This window comes from Urechidicola sp. KH5, from assembly GCF_054661455.1.
Window position 1 is genome coordinate 331327 of sequence record NZ_BAAFSW010000001.1, and the last position, 16796, is coordinate 348122.

General features: G+C 31.0%; 15 protein-coding genes. 9 read left to right on the forward strand and 6 right to left on the reverse strand.

Features of this window, described 5'->3' with window-relative positions; translation table 11 throughout:
• Positions 1-10: 10 nt before the first annotated feature.
• From ACYQ5R_RS01575 to rlmB, 5 genes are all read left to right on the forward strand, one after another.
• Positions 11-1438 (forward strand): RagB/SusD family nutrient uptake outer membrane protein, encoded by a 1428-nt coding sequence (locus ACYQ5R_RS01575; RefSeq protein ID WP_460189149.1) that lies wholly within the window; start codon positions 11-13, stop codon positions 1436-1438.
• 15 nt (positions 1439-1453) lie between these two features.
• Entirely contained in the window at positions 1454-2278 is an 825-nt protein-coding gene (locus tag ACYQ5R_RS01580) for a hypothetical protein (RefSeq protein ID WP_460189150.1), read from the forward strand.
• Positions 2279-2293: 15 nt separating this feature from the next.
• Entirely contained in the window at positions 2294-3109 is an 816-nt protein-coding gene (locus tag ACYQ5R_RS01585) for a hypothetical protein (protein ID WP_460189151.1), read from the forward strand.
• Positions 3110-3190: 81 nt separating this feature from the next.
• Positions 3191-5140: a S8 family serine peptidase gene (locus ACYQ5R_RS01590; RefSeq protein ID WP_460189152.1), complete on the forward strand. Its 1950-nt coding sequence runs from the start codon at positions 3191-3193 to the stop codon at positions 5138-5140.
• 75 nt (positions 5141-5215) lie between these two features.
• Positions 5216-5962: a 23S rRNA (guanosine(2251)-2'-O)-methyltransferase RlmB gene (gene rlmB, locus ACYQ5R_RS01595; RefSeq protein ID WP_460189153.1), complete on the forward strand. Its 747-nt coding sequence runs from the start codon at positions 5216-5218 to the stop codon at positions 5960-5962.
• Here the strand turns inward: rlmB and ACYQ5R_RS01600 are convergent, their stop codons facing one another.
• Positions 5963-6622, reverse strand: a complete 660-nt coding sequence (locus tag ACYQ5R_RS01600) for a rhomboid family intramembrane serine protease (RefSeq protein WP_460189154.1) — start codon at positions 6620-6622, stop codon at positions 5963-5965.
• A gap of 96 nt (positions 6623-6718) precedes the next feature.
• Here ACYQ5R_RS01600 and ACYQ5R_RS01605 point away from each other — a divergent pair, with 96 nt between their 5' ends.
• Positions 6719-7993: a replication-associated recombination protein A gene (locus ACYQ5R_RS01605; protein ID WP_460189155.1), complete on the forward strand. Its 1275-nt coding sequence runs from the start codon at positions 6719-6721 to the stop codon at positions 7991-7993.
• 5 nt (positions 7994-7998) lie between these two features.
• Here ACYQ5R_RS01605 and ACYQ5R_RS01610 read toward each other — a convergent pair whose 3' ends face one another.
• From ACYQ5R_RS01610 to ACYQ5R_RS01630, 5 genes are read right to left on the reverse strand one after another with little or no spacing between them, the layout of a single operon-like run.
• Positions 7999-8841: a hypothetical protein gene (locus ACYQ5R_RS01610; protein ID WP_460189156.1), complete on the reverse strand. Its 843-nt coding sequence runs from the start codon at positions 8839-8841 to the stop codon at positions 7999-8001.
• A gap of 23 nt (positions 8842-8864) precedes the next feature.
• Complete coding sequence (locus ACYQ5R_RS01615; protein WP_460189157.1) at positions 8865-10250, reverse strand: DUF5723 family protein; 1386 nt, start codon at positions 10248-10250, stop codon at positions 8865-8867.
• Entirely contained in the window at positions 10243-10797 is a 555-nt protein-coding gene (locus ACYQ5R_RS01620; RefSeq protein ID WP_460189158.1) for a hypothetical protein, read from the reverse strand. Before ACYQ5R_RS01620 ends, ACYQ5R_RS01615 begins: the two co-directional genes overlap by 8 nt.
• Positions 10798-10799: 2 nt before the next feature.
• On the reverse strand, positions 10800-11480 hold the full coding sequence (locus tag ACYQ5R_RS01625; protein ID WP_460189159.1) for a YjjG family noncanonical pyrimidine nucleotidase: 681 nt from the start codon (positions 11478-11480) through the stop codon (positions 10800-10802).
• 5 nt (positions 11481-11485) lie between these two features.
• Positions 11486-12241, reverse strand: a complete 756-nt coding sequence (locus ACYQ5R_RS01630) for an FkbM family methyltransferase (RefSeq protein WP_460189160.1) — start codon at positions 12239-12241, stop codon at positions 11486-11488.
• Between the two features lie 157 nt (positions 12242-12398).
• Here ACYQ5R_RS01630 and ACYQ5R_RS01635 point away from each other — a divergent pair, with 157 nt between their 5' ends.
• Genes ACYQ5R_RS01635 through ACYQ5R_RS01645 form a run of 3 tightly spaced genes read left to right on the forward strand, consistent with a single transcriptional unit; the run spans position 12399 to position 16724 of the window.
• Positions 12399-13538, forward strand: coding sequence for a glycosyltransferase family 4 protein (locus tag ACYQ5R_RS01635; RefSeq protein ID WP_460189161.1), 1140 nt, complete (start codon positions 12399-12401; stop codon positions 13536-13538).
• Positions 13539-13542: 4 nt separating this feature from the next.
• Positions 13543-15438 carry an asparagine synthase (glutamine-hydrolyzing) gene (asnB, locus tag ACYQ5R_RS01640; RefSeq protein ID WP_460189162.1) on the forward strand — a complete coding sequence of 632 codons (1896 nt, stop codon included), beginning with the start codon at positions 13543-13545 and terminating at the stop codon, positions 15436-15438.
• 14 nt (positions 15439-15452) lie between these two features.
• Positions 15453-16724 carry an MATE family efflux transporter gene (locus tag ACYQ5R_RS01645; RefSeq protein ID WP_460189163.1) on the forward strand — a complete coding sequence of 424 codons (1272 nt, stop codon included), beginning with the start codon at positions 15453-15455 and terminating at the stop codon, positions 16722-16724.
• The last annotated feature ends 72 nt before the right edge of the window (positions 16725-16796 follow it).

Here is a 16796-nt window from a genome sequence, read left to right on the forward strand (position 1 = left end):
ATAGATGATTATGAAAAATTTTATAAAAATATTTATTTTAGTTGTTGGGTTTACATCTTTACAGTCTTGTGAAGATGACCTAGATCAATTGCCCAACGATTCATTATCTCCAGATAGTTATTATAAAACTATTGGTGATTTTGAAACTGCAATGCGCGGTGTTTATTCTGGTTTCCTTAATGGTGCTTACTATGGTGGAAGTTTTACAAGTAGGCCAGATATTCAAACAGACAATGTAATTATAGCTCCTGCTGGAAGAAGAAGTAATCAAGCTTTTCATGAGTGGAGGTATAACCCTAACGTAGCGTGGGACTTAATGTCTTCTGCTTACGTAGTAGTTAACAGAGCAAATCTTATCATTGACAATATTGATAATATTCAAGGAGTTCCTGGTGCTCTTAACATTTTAGCTCAAGCAAGAACTGCTAGAGCATTAGCACATTTTGATTTAGTTAGATTATATTCTCAAATACCAACTCAATCTGCCGGCGCATCTGCTTCGTTAGGAATGCCAGTAATTGTTGAATTAGATCCTAATATTAGAAAGTTAAGACCAACGGTAGAAGAAACGTATGATTTCATTATTTCTGAACTAGAAACTTCTAGAACATTAATTAGTGCAGATAATGGCGTAGGTGCTTTTAATAGAGATGGAGTAAATGCATTATTATCTAGAGTTTATCTTTATAATGGAGATTATCAAGATGCAATTAATGCTGCCAATAGAGTTAACACACCAGTATCAGAAATTTCAAATTTTGCACAAATATGGGTAGATGGTTCAGAAGATGGTGTAATTATGAAAATCGATCAAGATAGAGTACTTGATGGTGTTAATATTGGTGTAGAATGGAGTCAATCTAATGCAGGTGCAATAGTACCAGAATACGTTATGGAATTTGACTTATTCAATATGTACGAATCCGACGATGTCCGTAAAGCAGCTTATACGCAAATTTTACCTGATAGTGAAGGAAATTTATACAACGCTATTACTAAAATGTTTGGTGAAGCTGGTCAAAATAATGGTATTGTTGATCCAAAACTTATAAGGGCAGCTGAGGTTTATTTAAATAAAGCTGAGGCTCATGCCATGCTAAATCAAGATGGTCCTGCTCTAGATGCTCTTGATATGGTTAGAGCTAATAGGTACTCAACATTCTCATCAGGAAATGAAACTGGAGCTGCTTTACTAGATGCTATCAAAAAAGAAAGAAGATTAGAGTTTTTTGCTGAAAGTCATAGGTTATTTGATATTAAAAGATGGGGAGAAAGTATTAATCGTAACCCCAGTAATGGAGAGTTTTTTGATGGTACAGGAACTCCTTACCCTCCAGGATTTACAGATTTAAATGCGGGTGATCATTTATTCCAAATGCCTATTCCTCAAGGAGAAATAAATGTATATCCTGAGTTTCAACAAAACCCAGAGTATTAATAAAAAAATAATAAAATGAAAAATCTAAAATATATATTTCTACTCTTTGCTTCATTGGTTTTCACAGCTTGTGATGACGAAGATCATGGAGTAGATGCAAATAATTATAATGGAACACCAGTTACTTATTTTACGGCTGGTTCTACTGGAAATTACTTTGTTACGCCAAATGCCGATGTATTTACAATACAAATCGGAGCAACAAATACAAGTTCAACTGAAAGAATATTTAATGTTGTTATAGATGAAAGTTCAACTGCAGTGGAAGGAGTAGATTATTCTTTACCATTTACAAATATCGTTATTCCTGCAGGAGAGTACTTTGGAGAAATTCAAGTTCAAGGTATCTTTGAAGGTACAACTTCAGAAGGTTCTCAATTAGTATTGAGTATTAATGGTGGTGGTGTTAATGAGGTAATGGTTAATAATTCTTTTACCCTTGATATAGTTCAAAAATGTATTTCTGATCTTGGAGGGAGTTACAGCGTAACTACAACCTATGGTTATCACGATTTTTTGCCTTCATACAGTACTAATACTATGGAAGTAGAGATTTCAGTGATCGACCAAGAAGCTGGTTTATATGAAATATTTGATTTCTCTGGTGGTCTTTATTCTGATGGACCATATAGTTCTGCATATGGTACTTCAGACTTTGTAGTACAATTTACAGAAAACTGTGGTCAAATTGGTTGGACTGGACAAAGCGATCAATGGGGAGCTTGTATTCCTTTAGATGGAGGCGTTAACTCAGTAGATTTAAATACTGGGGTTGTTACAATTTCTTGGTATTGCGAAGCATACGGAGAAAACGGAGTTTCAGTTTATACACCACTATAATATTATTATAACATTATGAAAAAAATTATAAAATTATTTACGATAGCTCTATCTATCACATTATTTATTTCTTGTGATAGAGATCAAGGTAATACAGATTACTTGAATAATAGAGATGCTCTAATTTCTTTCACTAGCTCATCTGGCTCATTATTTGTTGAAGATGGAGGTGATAATGAAATTAAAATATTAGTTAGCTCTACTGCTTTGGCAGATTCAGATATTGCCTTTGACATATCTGTTGACCCTTCGTCTTCTGCACAAGAAGGTATTGATTTCGAAATTACTTCTAGTACTATGTTTAACGAAGGTGATATAGTGACAGAATTTATTGTAACTGGTGATTTTGATAACGCCTTAATCGAAGGAAAAAGAGCATTATTAGTATTAACTGCAGAAGATTCTGCTGGAGTAATTGTTGGTCTTAACAATACATTTGAATTAAACCTATTCAAATCTTGTCCTTTTGATGGATTAAACACAACCGATTATAATGCTGCTGTTGTAGCATTTGATGATGATGCACCTGCATATTCTGTAGAGTTAGTTCCTGTACCTGGCACAACCAACCAATGGACAGTTTTTACAGGTTGGGGTACTGATTTTGTTGCATGGGCTACTGGTAATTCAGGATTTAGCGGTGCTTATGTATATTCTGGCACTATTACTATTAATGAAGACTTTAGTGTTGATTTTGATGGTAATGATGCGTGGGCAACTGGAGGTACTGGCGTATTTTCTCCTTGTGACCAAGTTATTACATATACTTTAACTCAAGCTTTATTTACATCTCCATTTACTGTTGATGTAACATTGACTCCGGGTATATAAGTAAATTATATTATATATAGTTTTATAAAAAAGGAGCACGCGTGCTCCTTTTTTCATCAAATAGATTAAAATTCAATTCTTATGATTAAAAAATTAACATTTTTATCAATCATATTTTTCAGTATAGTTAGTTCTTCACAAACTAAAACTGAAAAGGACATAATAATTAGTTCCTATGATAAAGATGCTATATTACAATTAAAACAAGACCTTAAAGAAAAAAATACTTTACTTGAAGAAGAAATCAAAACGTATTTAGAACACAATCTTAGGGTCAAAAGATCTTTTACAAGTAATGGAGTTTATTATAGTTTAAAAGCAATAATAAATGACAAACCTGTTTTTATCGCTACAGCTAATGCAGGTAGTGCTCAAGCCACACGAACTGATTTTTTGCAACCTTCAGGCACTTTAAATTTAAATTTAGAAGGAGAAAATATGCACGTTGCTACTTGGGATGGTGGACCAACCCTTGTTACACATCAGGAGTTTACAGGTTATGGGGCAGAATCATCACAATCTAGAGTAAACACTCCAGATTCTTCTGCTTCAAACGATCAGAGTAATCACTCAACACACGTTTCGGGTACAATAATAGCCAAGGGAGTTATATCTCAAGCAAAAGGAATGGCTCCGAAAGCAACACTTACATCATTTGATTGGGATAACGATGATTTAGAAGCATTAGATGAAGCAACGAATAATGGTTTATTATTATCAAATCATTCATATGGAGTGCCAGTTCTTAATAATTCTGGGCAACAAAATGCCCCTACATGGATGATGGGTTGTTACAATTCTGACGCACGATTGTGGGATGATATCATGTACAATGCTCCTTATTATTTAATGGTTTCATCTGCTGGAAATAGCGGCAATGACTCTTATACTGGTGGATTAGCACCTAATTATGATAAGTTAACTACTTTTAGCAATGCAAAAAATAATTTGGTAATAGCTAATGCAAATAACCCAGTAATTAATCCAAATGGTTCTGGAGATTTATTAAGTCTTTTTATTAATTCCAGCAGCAGTCAAGGACCTAGTGATGATGGTAGAATTAAACCAGACATTACAGGTGACGGAACTTCTGTTTATTCTCCAATTACTGGTACAAATAATACGTCTTATGCTACATATACAGGCACCTCTATGTCTGCACCAAATGTCACAGGTTCTTTATTATTATTACAAGAATACTATAATAATTTGAACTCTAGCTATATGCGTTCAGCTACATTAAAAGCACTTGCAATTCACACAGCAGATGATGACAATTTAATAACAGGACCAGATGCTATATTTGGCTGGGGATTATTGAATTCTAAGGCTGCAGCAGAGCTTATTACAAGTGAGTTTAATAATGGAGACGTAATTTTAGAAAGTACTTTAAACAACGGGGGAAACTTTTCTTTTAATGTTGAGGTTACTACTGCTTCTGAACCATTAGTATGTACTGTGGTTTGGACAGACCCACCAGGAACAGATCAATCAGGGTCAACAAATAGCTCTATAGCGGCCTTAGTTAACGACCTAGATTTAAGAATTACTAAAGACACTGATACATTTTTCCCTTGGAAATTAGATCGAAATAACGTCAGTGGTTTTGCAACTACTGGAGACAACACTGTTGATAATGTTGAAAAAATTGAAATTTCATTTCCTAGTTCAGGGCAATACACAGTTACCATTAGCCATAAAGGATCAACATTAACAGATGATGAACAAAAATTTTCATTAATTCTTTCTGGTGCTGATTCTAATTCACTTTCAGTTGGTGATAATGAATTAACTGGTTATAGTATTTGGCCAAATCCGGCAGGAGATAGAGTATTCTTTAGTATGGAAGAATCTTCATCTAAGCCTATTAGTATTTCTGTTTATGATATGCAAGGCAGAACGTTTATTAATAGATCATTAGATTCTAATGAAAATAAATCTATTGATACTTCTATACTAGCAAGTGGTGTCTACTTTGTTAAACTTGAACAAGGAAATAAAGTTGGTACAGAAAAAATCATAATTAGATAACAATATCGAAACAATTTAATTCATAAACTCCTTCATTTATTAAAATGAAGGAGTTTTTATTTCTACCTTTGCCGCATGGAAGAAATTACATCTACAAAAATATTTGGTTTAAGAGCCATTATTGAGGCAATTAATGCTAATGCCACTATACAAAAGGTTTATTTACAAAAAGATTTAAAAGGCCATTTGTATACTGAATTAACAGCACTTATTAAAGAGTATAGTATTCCTTTTAGTTATGTACCAGTTGAAAAACTAAATCATCTTTCTAAGAATAACAATCATCAAGGAGCGGCAGCAAGTATTTCACCAGTTTCTTTTGTAGATTTAAATGAATTGATTGAAAATTCATTAGAGGCTAACTCTACTCCATTATTTCTTTTATTAGATCAAATTACCGATGTTCGAAATTTTGGAGCAATAATTAGAACTGCTGAATGTACTGGAGTAAACGGGATTATTATTCAAACATCAGGTAGTGCCCCTTTAAATGCCGAAACTATCAAAACATCTGCAGGAGCAGCTTTTAAAGTTCCCATTTCTAGAGTTAATCATTTAAAAGATGCCCTATTTGCACTGCAAGCTTCAGAAATTCAATTGGTGGCTGCAACAGAAAAAACAGAAGATACAGCCTATGATATAGACTTTACCAAAGGCACTGCATTAATCTTGGGTTCTGAACAAAGAGGGATTCAGCCTTCAATACTTAAAATGGTAGACGCTAAGGCCAAATTACCTCTTTTAGGTAGTATTGAATCATTAAATGTATCTGTGGCCTGTGGCGCTCTTTTATATGAAGCCACAAGACAGCGCCTAAAGTAATTACTTATTACTTTCGACTTCGGTTGGAACAAAATTTCCATTTTCATCAAACATATCGTCAAACGCGGTATGTTCGAAGACAACTTGTTTTTTTTGAGGTCCTTTTTTTCTAAAAATTAAAGCAAAAAGAAATCCTACAATAAATCCAGAGAGATGTCCTTCCCAAGACATACCTTCTTTAATTGGCATAACATACCACACCATACTTCCATATAAAAATACGACTACCAAAGACAAAGCAATTAATCGAATGTGCTTTCTAATAACCCCACTAAAAAATATAAAACTAAATAACAGGTATACTACTCCACTTGCTCCTATATGATAAGAAGGTCTACCTATGAGCCAAGTTAACAATCCCGTTAGCACACATCCAACAATCAAAATTCTAAAAGCCATTTCTTTATAAAAGAAAAATAAGCCTGCTGTTAATACAGTCAATGGAATTGAGTTGTTAGCTATATGCTCAACTGAACCATGAATAAATGGAGAAAACAATACTCCTTGTAAACCCGATAAACGCTTTGGGTAAATACCGTGCTTTGCAAAATCCCAATGAAACGTTAATTCTAACCAAAACACCAGCCAAATACTAAAAACCAACATAAATGGCACAAGAATTACCTTAGGGTGATACTTAAATTGTTGTGAGTCTTCCATACCTCTATTAGTCAAATATAAAACCAAATAAAGATTTCAGAAATTTTGTCAGTTAGATTATTTCAAAATACCTAAAAGCATTAATTTTATCCTTCTATGAATGAACCATTAGCAGAACGTATAAGGCCAAAATCTCTTGATGAATACATCAGTCAGCAACACCTTGTTGGAGACCAAGGTTATTTAACGCAACAAATAGCTAACGGCATGGTACCTTCTTTAATTTTTTGGGGGCCTCCAGGTGTTGGAAAAACAACGTTAGCTAATATTTTATCAAAAGAAACAGATAGACCATATTATTCTTTGAGCGCCATTAATTCTGGTGTAAAAGAGGTTCGAGATGTCATTAATAAAGCAAAACAAAGTGATGGATTATTTACTACCAAAAACCCTTTACTATTTATTGATGAGATTCATAGGTTTAGTAAATCACAGCAAGACTCACTATTAGGTGCCGTAGAAAAAGGTTGGGTTACTTTGATTGGTGCGACAACAGAAAATCCAAGTTTTGAAGTTATACCTGCCCTACTCTCAAGATGCCAGGTGTATATTTTAGAACCTTTCTCAAAAGAAGATTTAATAGCCTTGTTAAATCGCGCTATGGAAGTTGATACTATTTTGTCTAATCGAAAAATTAAACTAAAAGAAACCAATGCGCTTTTGCGTATGTCAGGAGGTGACGCAAGAAAACTCTTAAATATTTTTGAGCTGTTAGTTATGGGTGCTGAAGACCCGGTTGAAATTACCGATGAATTTGTTATAAGTCGAGTTCAAAAAAATATGACACGCTATGATAAAACTGGCGAGCAACATTACGACATAATTTCAGCATTTATCAAGTCAATTAGAGGTTCAGACCCAAATGGAGCAGTTTATTGGTTAGCAAGAATGATAGAAGGAGGAGAAGATGTAAAGTTTATCGCGCGCCGTATGATCATATCTGCTTCTGAAGATATTGGAAATGCCAATCCTACAGCACTTATTATGGCAAATAATACATTTCAAGCAGTAACGACTATCGGATATCCAGAAGCTAGAATTATATTGAGTCAATGTGCTGTTTATCTTGCTAATTCCAACAAAAGTAACGCCTCTTATGAAGCAATAGGAAAAGCGCAACAATTAGTGCGTCAAACTGGAGATTTATCAGTGCCATTGCATTTGCGAAATGCACCAACAAAATTAATGAAGGAATTAGATTATGGTAAAGATTACAAATACTCTCATAGTTACCCTCAAAATTTTGTTGAACAAGAATATTTACCAGACTCAATAAGTGGCACTAAAATTTATGATCCTGGTATGAATGCAAGAGAAAACGCTTTTCGAGAAACTCTCAAAAAGCGTTGGAAAAAATATGGTTATGAGTAAACTGTTTACAACAGTTTAATATTCAATTCTTTTTGGATTAAAGTGTCACCTTCATAATATTCAGCTACCCAAACAGTTCCATTTTTATAAATTATACCGTTTCCATCTTTAATAATATAAACATCTTTAATAGAAGTTCCATAGGCTTTATAAACTACTTTAGGAGTGCTATCTACTAACTGATACCCATTTTCAATTTCTTGGGCATACAGTACATTTTTGTCAACCTGCTTTTTAACCTCAGGCTTTTTAACTATAACAGGGGCTGTAACACTTGCAGAAGACATCGTTGAATTATTAGGTGGTGTTTCATTTTTATTTGCAACTATATTGACATTTTTTGAAACTGTCCTAGTTGCTTCAGATGACTGGGTAACTTTTGCTGTTACTGAAGGTTCCAGACTTATTGTTTCTGACTCATATGCATAATTAAGTTGATTTAAGTCCTGCAAAGAAGCTCTTACAGCAGCATGGTAAGCCCTTTTATAATCTTTTTCTTTCGATCTGGCTTCTTTGGTAGTGTAAACAACCTTATTATTACAGTCAACTAATTCAAAATGCATTTTAGTAGTAAACATACTAGAGCCATCAATTAATCTCGCTGTAACAGCCAAACAATTATTCACCTTTAGATCATCAGGAAATGTGTCTGAACTCAATACTGTAGCAAAACCTTCTTTCTCGAATAAAAATTTTGTCAATGAATTTACTTGAAAAGCATCATCTTTCTTTTGAAAATCATATCTAATTGGCACTACTACATATTTATAAGCATTCAATTCTGATTGTGCTAATACGTTAAATGAAATAAGTCCGATAATTAAAGATAAAAATGTTTGTTTACGCATGATTTTTTTAAATTTTTATAAAGCTACGGAAATTTTCTATCAAAAATAAAGTTCATTCCCAATTGAAATGATGCACTGTTTGCCTTTGCAACATTTTGGAGTGACAATAAATTATCTGCCGCCAGATATAAGTTAAACGAACTAATTTTAGCAGAAACTCCTACTCCAACATTCTTAAAAGAATACGGATCTAAAGTATAGGTTAACTTTGTAGTAAATGCATGTCCAAATCGTCTTTCATAGAAAAATGTGCCTGCAAAATAATCCTGTTTTGGTCTAGTAACCATAAATAATTGCGCCCCAATTGCATTTCTATAAGGACTATCACTATTACTTTTTGAACAATCTTCATAATGCTCTTGCCCAAAACTAAATTTAATTGAAGAATTCAATTTAATTGGTAAATAAGAATTGTAATTTGTATATATAGAATCTAGAGGCAAATCTGCTTCAAACTCATCTACAAAATCATCCCAATACTCTATTGGTTCATCTGGGTTAAATTGAATTTCCAAACCCTCTGTACTATAACTACCTCTAGCATTATAACTTAAAACTTCACTTTTATTTTTTATAAAACCAACATCTAATACACTTGCCGTTATTTTCCATTGATCATTTGGTTTATGAGTAAAACCAAAATCGAAACCCAAACCAGCATTTTTAAAGCCAAATAATCTACCTAAATAGAAAGATTGGTCTATATTCTCATAATCATCTAAAATAATTCCTGAGGTCTGAACTAACGCCGATACATTTTCTATATGATGTCTATACAAGTTGTCTGAACCGAGAGAGGTGTAAAATGTACCTTGATTATTCTTAGATTGTGCATTAGCTACCCCAGAATATATTTTAAACCTACCTCCTATAGTCCAATTTTCATTTACCTTATGAGAAACGCCAATATGTAACGCTCCTATTACATCCGTTTTAAAGTTGAGTCCATTAATAGAATAAGGGGTATTTATATTTGAAGTACCTTCATAACCCAACAAAATCAAATCTTTTGGATAGTAAAAAGAAAAGTCGAATTCTTGATAAAATCCAAAACTCAAAAAATCATTTTCATTCAATCTGAAACCTGCATGCAAAATGTCTATCTTTTCATTTAGAATAAAAGAATCATCGTTTTCCAATCGATATAAAACATCTCTTATTTTGTCGTTAATACTTCTACCATCATCTGAAAATATATCATAAGCATCTAAATTGGTTACCCCTCCATGACCAGATAAACCAGAAAGAAAAGGTATTCCGATAAACATATCATGACTATAATCGGCTCCAGGATTAAGTAATAAGGTTTGAGGCACCTCATCAAAATCATAAATAATTTGTTGATTTTGAGCATATGTTATGCCTAGAAAGAACAAGCAAAATATTAAAATGGGGTTAAGTTTATTCATTTTCAACTGTAACTATATAGTATAATCGTACTGCTGATTTAAAGTTTATAATCCATGGATCAGCAGAGGATAAAGGTGTATTTCCTGGGTATAATCTTGAATTCAGCACAACATATTTAGTTTGTAAAACATCTTCTATATCGCTATTGATTGTCTGTACTTGTTGATAGTTATTTATGTTCGATGGAACAATCACAGGAGAAAACTCATACACCTCGTTATAAAACTCATCTAAAAATTCATATTGATACTCAAAATCTCGATCGAAAGTATTTGAAACTTCAAAATTAAAATCAACTTGGACCAAATAGTTTTCATTATAAGGCCCGTTAAATATAGGCAGCTCTAATGTGTCTGAACTGATTAAAAGTTCATTTCCTAGATCATCGAGAAAAGAATTAACATCTACGTTAAAATAAACTAAAGTAGCTAAATGTTCTGTTTCAATAGCGATATCATCTACTTGGTCAAAGTCAATATCACTTATGCAACTACTAAAAGAAAATAGTATAGCCACATACAAATACTTAAAGGGGTATTTTTTCATATTTATAAGTATTTTTTTATATCCAAGAGGGAGGTAACACTTTTAATTTCCTCTTCAACTTTCTTTTTCTGTTCATTAAAAAAAATAGCATCAATACCACAATTCATAGCCCCTTGTATATCAGCTTCAAAACTATCACCTATCATAATACTTTCTTCTGGTTTTGCATTGGCCTTTTGTAGGGCATATTCAAACACCCTAGGATTTGGTTTTTTCACACCTACTTGTTCAGATGTAATGATTTGATTAAAATAAGATGTCATATTAGAATTTTCAATCTTTCTATTTTGAACTTCCTCAAAACCATTTGTAATTATGTGTAATTGATACTTTGGTTTTAGATAATCTAACAACTCAAATGTACCTTCAAACACATGATTATAGGCAGCTAGAAAAGTAATATAATCTTCCGACAATTTATCTATCATCTGATCAGATATGGTGTAATTAATCGCATCGAAAGAATCTTTTAACCTACCATACCTAAGCGCTTCTTTTGTAACTTTATCTACTCTATATAAACGCCAATATTCAAAATTTATTGATTCGTAACGCTTTAGAAATTCAGAGATGTCTGCACCAATATTATTTAATTGAAATATATGCTTAAATGTTTTAGCAGAATTTCGCTCAAAGTCCCACAGCGTGTGGTCTAAATCAAAAAACACATGTTTTAAATTCATATAATTCACTGAGAAAAAATATAGTTTTCTCTTTTTAGTTCTTTTTGTTTTTTACTTACATCCCCCTCATCATCAATAAAAAATTTACTATATCCTAAATTACTCAAGAAGTTTTCAATGCTATCATTGTTGTCTTTGTAAAATTCGTCATTCAAAATTTCAATTAACAAAGTTGGTTTAAAACGGTTCAAAGTTTCAATCATACCCTTTAAAGCATTAAATTCTCCACCTTCAATATCCAATTTTATGAAATCTACTTTAGTAATTGAGTGATTTTTAATATAAGTGTCTAATGTTATTGATTCAATATTCTCTTTTATTGAGTTTCCTTTTTCTTTAAAAGAAACCATTCCCAAATTACTTTCACTATCATCATAGAATAATGATATTTCTCCATTCTTTTCACCAATTGCGAAATTTTCAATTTTAATATTAGTATACCTATTCAACAAAACATTTTTCTTTAGAGAATTCCAATTCATTTTAAAAGGTTCAAAAGCTATTACACTTCCAAATTCCCCAACTAAATTTGCCGCATTTAACGTAAATAAACCAATATTTGCTCCAATATCAACAAAAACATCTCCATCATTCAGAAATCTTCCTAAAGCCTTGATTTCAGGCATTTCATACTCATTTAAAAAATAGAGTTGAGATTGAATCCAATCATCAATATGTAAGTCATAATTTATTCCATTTATAGAGTGTCGCAGAACAACACCTTTGAATAATTTAAATGGTTTAAAAACTCTTTTATACAAGCCAAAATATTTATCCTTGACAAACCCAATTTTAAAAATTAATTTAATTAATTTGGCAAGTGCAATTCTTATTTGGAGCATACTAACAACAGGATTACTTACTATTCAATAATAGTATTTAATTTATAAATAATACGAAATTTAAATAATATTTTTTTTGAATAAAAAACTTCATATTCTATTCTTGTGTAGTTGGCTCCCATCTCGAGTTAGACCTACTGATGGCGATTTTATTTTTAGACATGCTCAAGCAATATCTACTCTTCAAAATGTTTCGATTGTTCATGTAATTACTGATGAATCTCTTAAAGAAAATTACGAACTAAATATATTTACCAAAGATGATATAAATATTTATATCGGGTATTTAAAAAAATTCACAAACCCACTGGTAAAAATGTGGTTTTATTTTAAAATATATAAACTACTTATTAGAAAAGTTGGGATATTTAATCTTATTCATGTTAATGTAACGTACCCTTCTGGACTTATTGCACTATTTTATAAAATTTTCTACAAAAAAAAATATATCGTTAGTGAACATTGGACAGATTATGAATTCCCATTAAACAAAAAAATTAAACCATTACGAAAATTATTTACCAAATTAATTATTAGAAAAGCAGATTTGGTTTGTCCAGTTAGTTATGAATTAGAAAACGCAATGATTTCCTTTGGTTTGAAGGGCAAATATAAGGTTATATCAAATGTTATTGATACCAAGATATTCATACCTAAAAAAACAATAAAAAGAAACTCGAAGTTCACTTTAGTTCATATTTCTAATTTATATAATCCTCAAAAAAACATTTTTGGCATTTTAAATGTAATTAAAAGACTTTCTGAACTGAGGGATGATTTTGTTTTTAAGATTATTGGAAATGGAGATCCTACAGAATTTCTTGCCTATAAAAAAAACCTCGGTCTTACTGATCAAATTGTTCAATTCGAACCTGGGAAAGAACACAAAGATATTGCTGCTATATATCAAAACGCTGATTTATATGTCTCTTTTAGTAATTATGAAACATTTGGAATTGTTTTGGCAGAAGCAATTGCATGCGGAACACCCGTTGTAGCTACAAATACAGGAATTGCCGGAGAATTAGATAAATTTAACTGCAAAATTATTGATGTAGGAGATGAAGATGCACTTTTAGATGCTATTCAGTATCATCTAAATTTAAATTCTCCAATAGATACAAAAACTATGCATAATGAAATAAAAAGATTATATAGTATTAACACTATTGCTAATTCATTTTCAAATCAATACAACAACATTTTGAAAAATTAAATAAATGTGCGGAATTTCTGGGATAATAAATTTTAATAGTGTAACATGTAATGCCAATGCTTTAGTGAACATGACTCAAAGTATGATAAACCGAGGGCCAGATGACGAAGGATATATACTAGTGGATGATCGAATCAATAATTATATTGGTGATAATAGTATATCTAAAGAATTTTCACATATTCAAAATAATCTTCAAAAATCGTTTAGAATTGGATTTGGGTTTAGACAGCTCAAAATTATTGATTTAAGCAATAAAAGTCATCAACCAATGGTAGATGAATCCAACGCTTATTGTATAGTTTTTAATGGTGAAGTGTATAACTATAAGGAATTAAGAAATCAATTAATTTCTTTAGGTCATACCTTTAGGTCTCAATCTGATTCAGAAGTAGTTTTGAAATCTTATATTGAATGGGGAGAAAAGGCATTACATAAATTTAATGGAATGTTTGGGTTAGCAATCTACGACCTTAGAAAAAAAATAGTTTTTATAGCAAGGGATAGAATTGGTATAAAACCAATTTATTTTTATCCAAATAAAGAGTTTTTGATTTTTGCTAGCACCCAAAAGGCTATTATAGATTCAGAATTATATCAAAAAGAAATTAATTGGGAAGGACTATCACAAAACTTTAGATATTCAATTGCCCAAAGACCAGTAACATGTTTTAAAAATATTTATGCTCTTGAACCTGGTCATTATTTAAGTATTGATCTTAATAGAAATCAATCAAAGAAAATAAAATATTGGAATATACCAACAAATTCAATTGATTTTGAAATAAATGAAAAGGTCGCATCAAAATTAATTGATGAAGCTTTGTATGAGGCTGTAAAACTAAGACTTAATGCAGATGTAGAAGTGGGTACATTTATGAGCGGAGGTATTGACTCTTCATTAATTGCCATATTGGCTTCTAAAATGAAACCAAATATTAAGGCATTAACGCTAGGCTTCAATAATTATAAGGAATTAAACGAAATTGAACCAGCTATGGAGACTGCAAAACTACACTCTCTAAATCATATCATTTCCCACGCAGATTCTGCAGATATAATTAAACATATAAATAAAACTGCCATTGCATATGAAGAACCATACCATGATCTTTCCGCAAATTATTTCTTAGTTCAGATGGCAAGGCAAAACAATGTAAAAGTCGTTTTAAGTGGACTTGGTGGCGATGAATTATTTGGGGGATATGATGTTTATAATAAATTAAAATATTGGAATCATTTAAAATCACAAAGAGCGATAATAAATAGAGTGTCTACTATCAATAATAAATTTAATCGCATAAAATCAATTGCCAATTACGATAATGAGATAGAATTTTACGCACACTATTACTCTACCTTTAACGATAAAGAAATTAAGACCTTATTTAAATCAAATTATTACGAAACAAATTCAACATTATCTAATTTATATAACTATTCAGATATGAATTTTGCCAATAGCTTTGATAAAATAAGTTATTACAACCTTAAATCATATATTGGAAATCATCAAATGCGCACCTTAGATCAGTTTACAATGCATTTTTCTATTGAAGGTAGATTTCCTTTGTTAGACCACAACTTTATTGAACTCGCTTATAGAATTCCTCCAAGATTAAAGTTAAAATGGAATACTCAAAAATATATTTTAAAGCAAGTTGCATCAAAATATGTAGGAAAAAAAGTAATGTCAATGAAGAAAAAAGGTCTAATTTTACCATTAAAATATTGGATAAACTCTAGACTTAGAGAATTTACCAATGATACTGTTAATGATTTAAAGACCCGTTGTATTTTTAATAATGATAATTTAGATACTATTCTTCATTCTAATGATGAAAAAAAAATATGGCAATTAGTCTCTACAGAAATTTGGCTAAAGAACTTTTTTGATTAAATATTAAGCAACTTGTGAAAAGTCTATTTAATTTCATTCAAAATTTCATCAATCGTTCAGGGAATTATATTTTCGTTGCTAGTATAGCATCTAGGTTACTTTCATTTTTTGCTTCATGGATAGCCTTACAATTAATTGTGAAGGATGAATTGGGAGTTATTATTTATGCATATCAAATCATTCTTTTTATTATGCCGATTTCTAATTTTGGTTTAAATCAAGGATTGATAAGATATGCTCCATTAATGGGTAATGATGGGGATAAAAACAACCTCTACAGCTATATTTTTCGAAAAGGAATAATTTTATGCCTTATTTCTAGTATTACAACCATTTGTATCGCTTATTTTTACACATTTAAAAATTCAAATACTCAATTTTATCTGTCACTATTAAGTTTAGCTTATGTAACTAATTTCTTATTTGAAATAGGACAGATCCGACTTCGTGTTCTTAAGAAGAATAAAACATACGCTTTAACAGATTTTTTATATAATTTTATATTAATCTTATTGGTTTTTAGTTTAAGTTATGCATATGGAGCTACCGGCTATGCTTTAGCATTAATTTGCACACCTCTTTTAGCTTATTTAATAAATTTTAGAAAATTCTCCACTAAAAATAAAAAAGTAACAATTCCCAAAATAATTAATTTCACTTTTTGGAGGTATGGATTTTTTGCCGGATTATCAAATGTAACTACTAATATGCTTATAGCAATAGATTTAATTCTTATTGGGAATATTATGCTAGACATGCAAAATGTTACCGCTTTTAGATATGTTAGTTTAATACCTTTTAGCGTCATTATTTTATCTCAAATTGTCATTACAACAGACTTTGTTACTTTCACCGAAAAAATACATGATAAAACTTATTTAAAGAAATATATTTTAAATTATATAAAGCTATTTACATTTATAAGTATAACTTACATTTTCTTTATCATTCTTTTTGGTAAAAAGTTATTGTATTTATTCCAGAGTGAATATGTTAGTTACTATAATTCATTACTCATTTTGAGTATTGGTGTTTGTGGTATACTGATGTTTAGAGGGATATACGGAAATTTACTATCTTCTTTAGGTAAAGCTTATGTAAACTTTTTTATTACATTCGTTTCACTGGGATTAAATTATTTATCAAATATCTATTTAATTCCTAAATATGGAATTCAAGGTGCAGCAATTACTACAGCATCTTTAATGTGGCTAACCAGTTTTGCGTGTGCAATTCTATTTTACTATTATTTCAACAAACATGATAAAACTTCGAAAATTTCATAAAAGGTTTTTCTTTTTATAAAAACCTTCTCTATATAATCATTCCCTTATTAGTGATGAAATTTTGAGTGGACA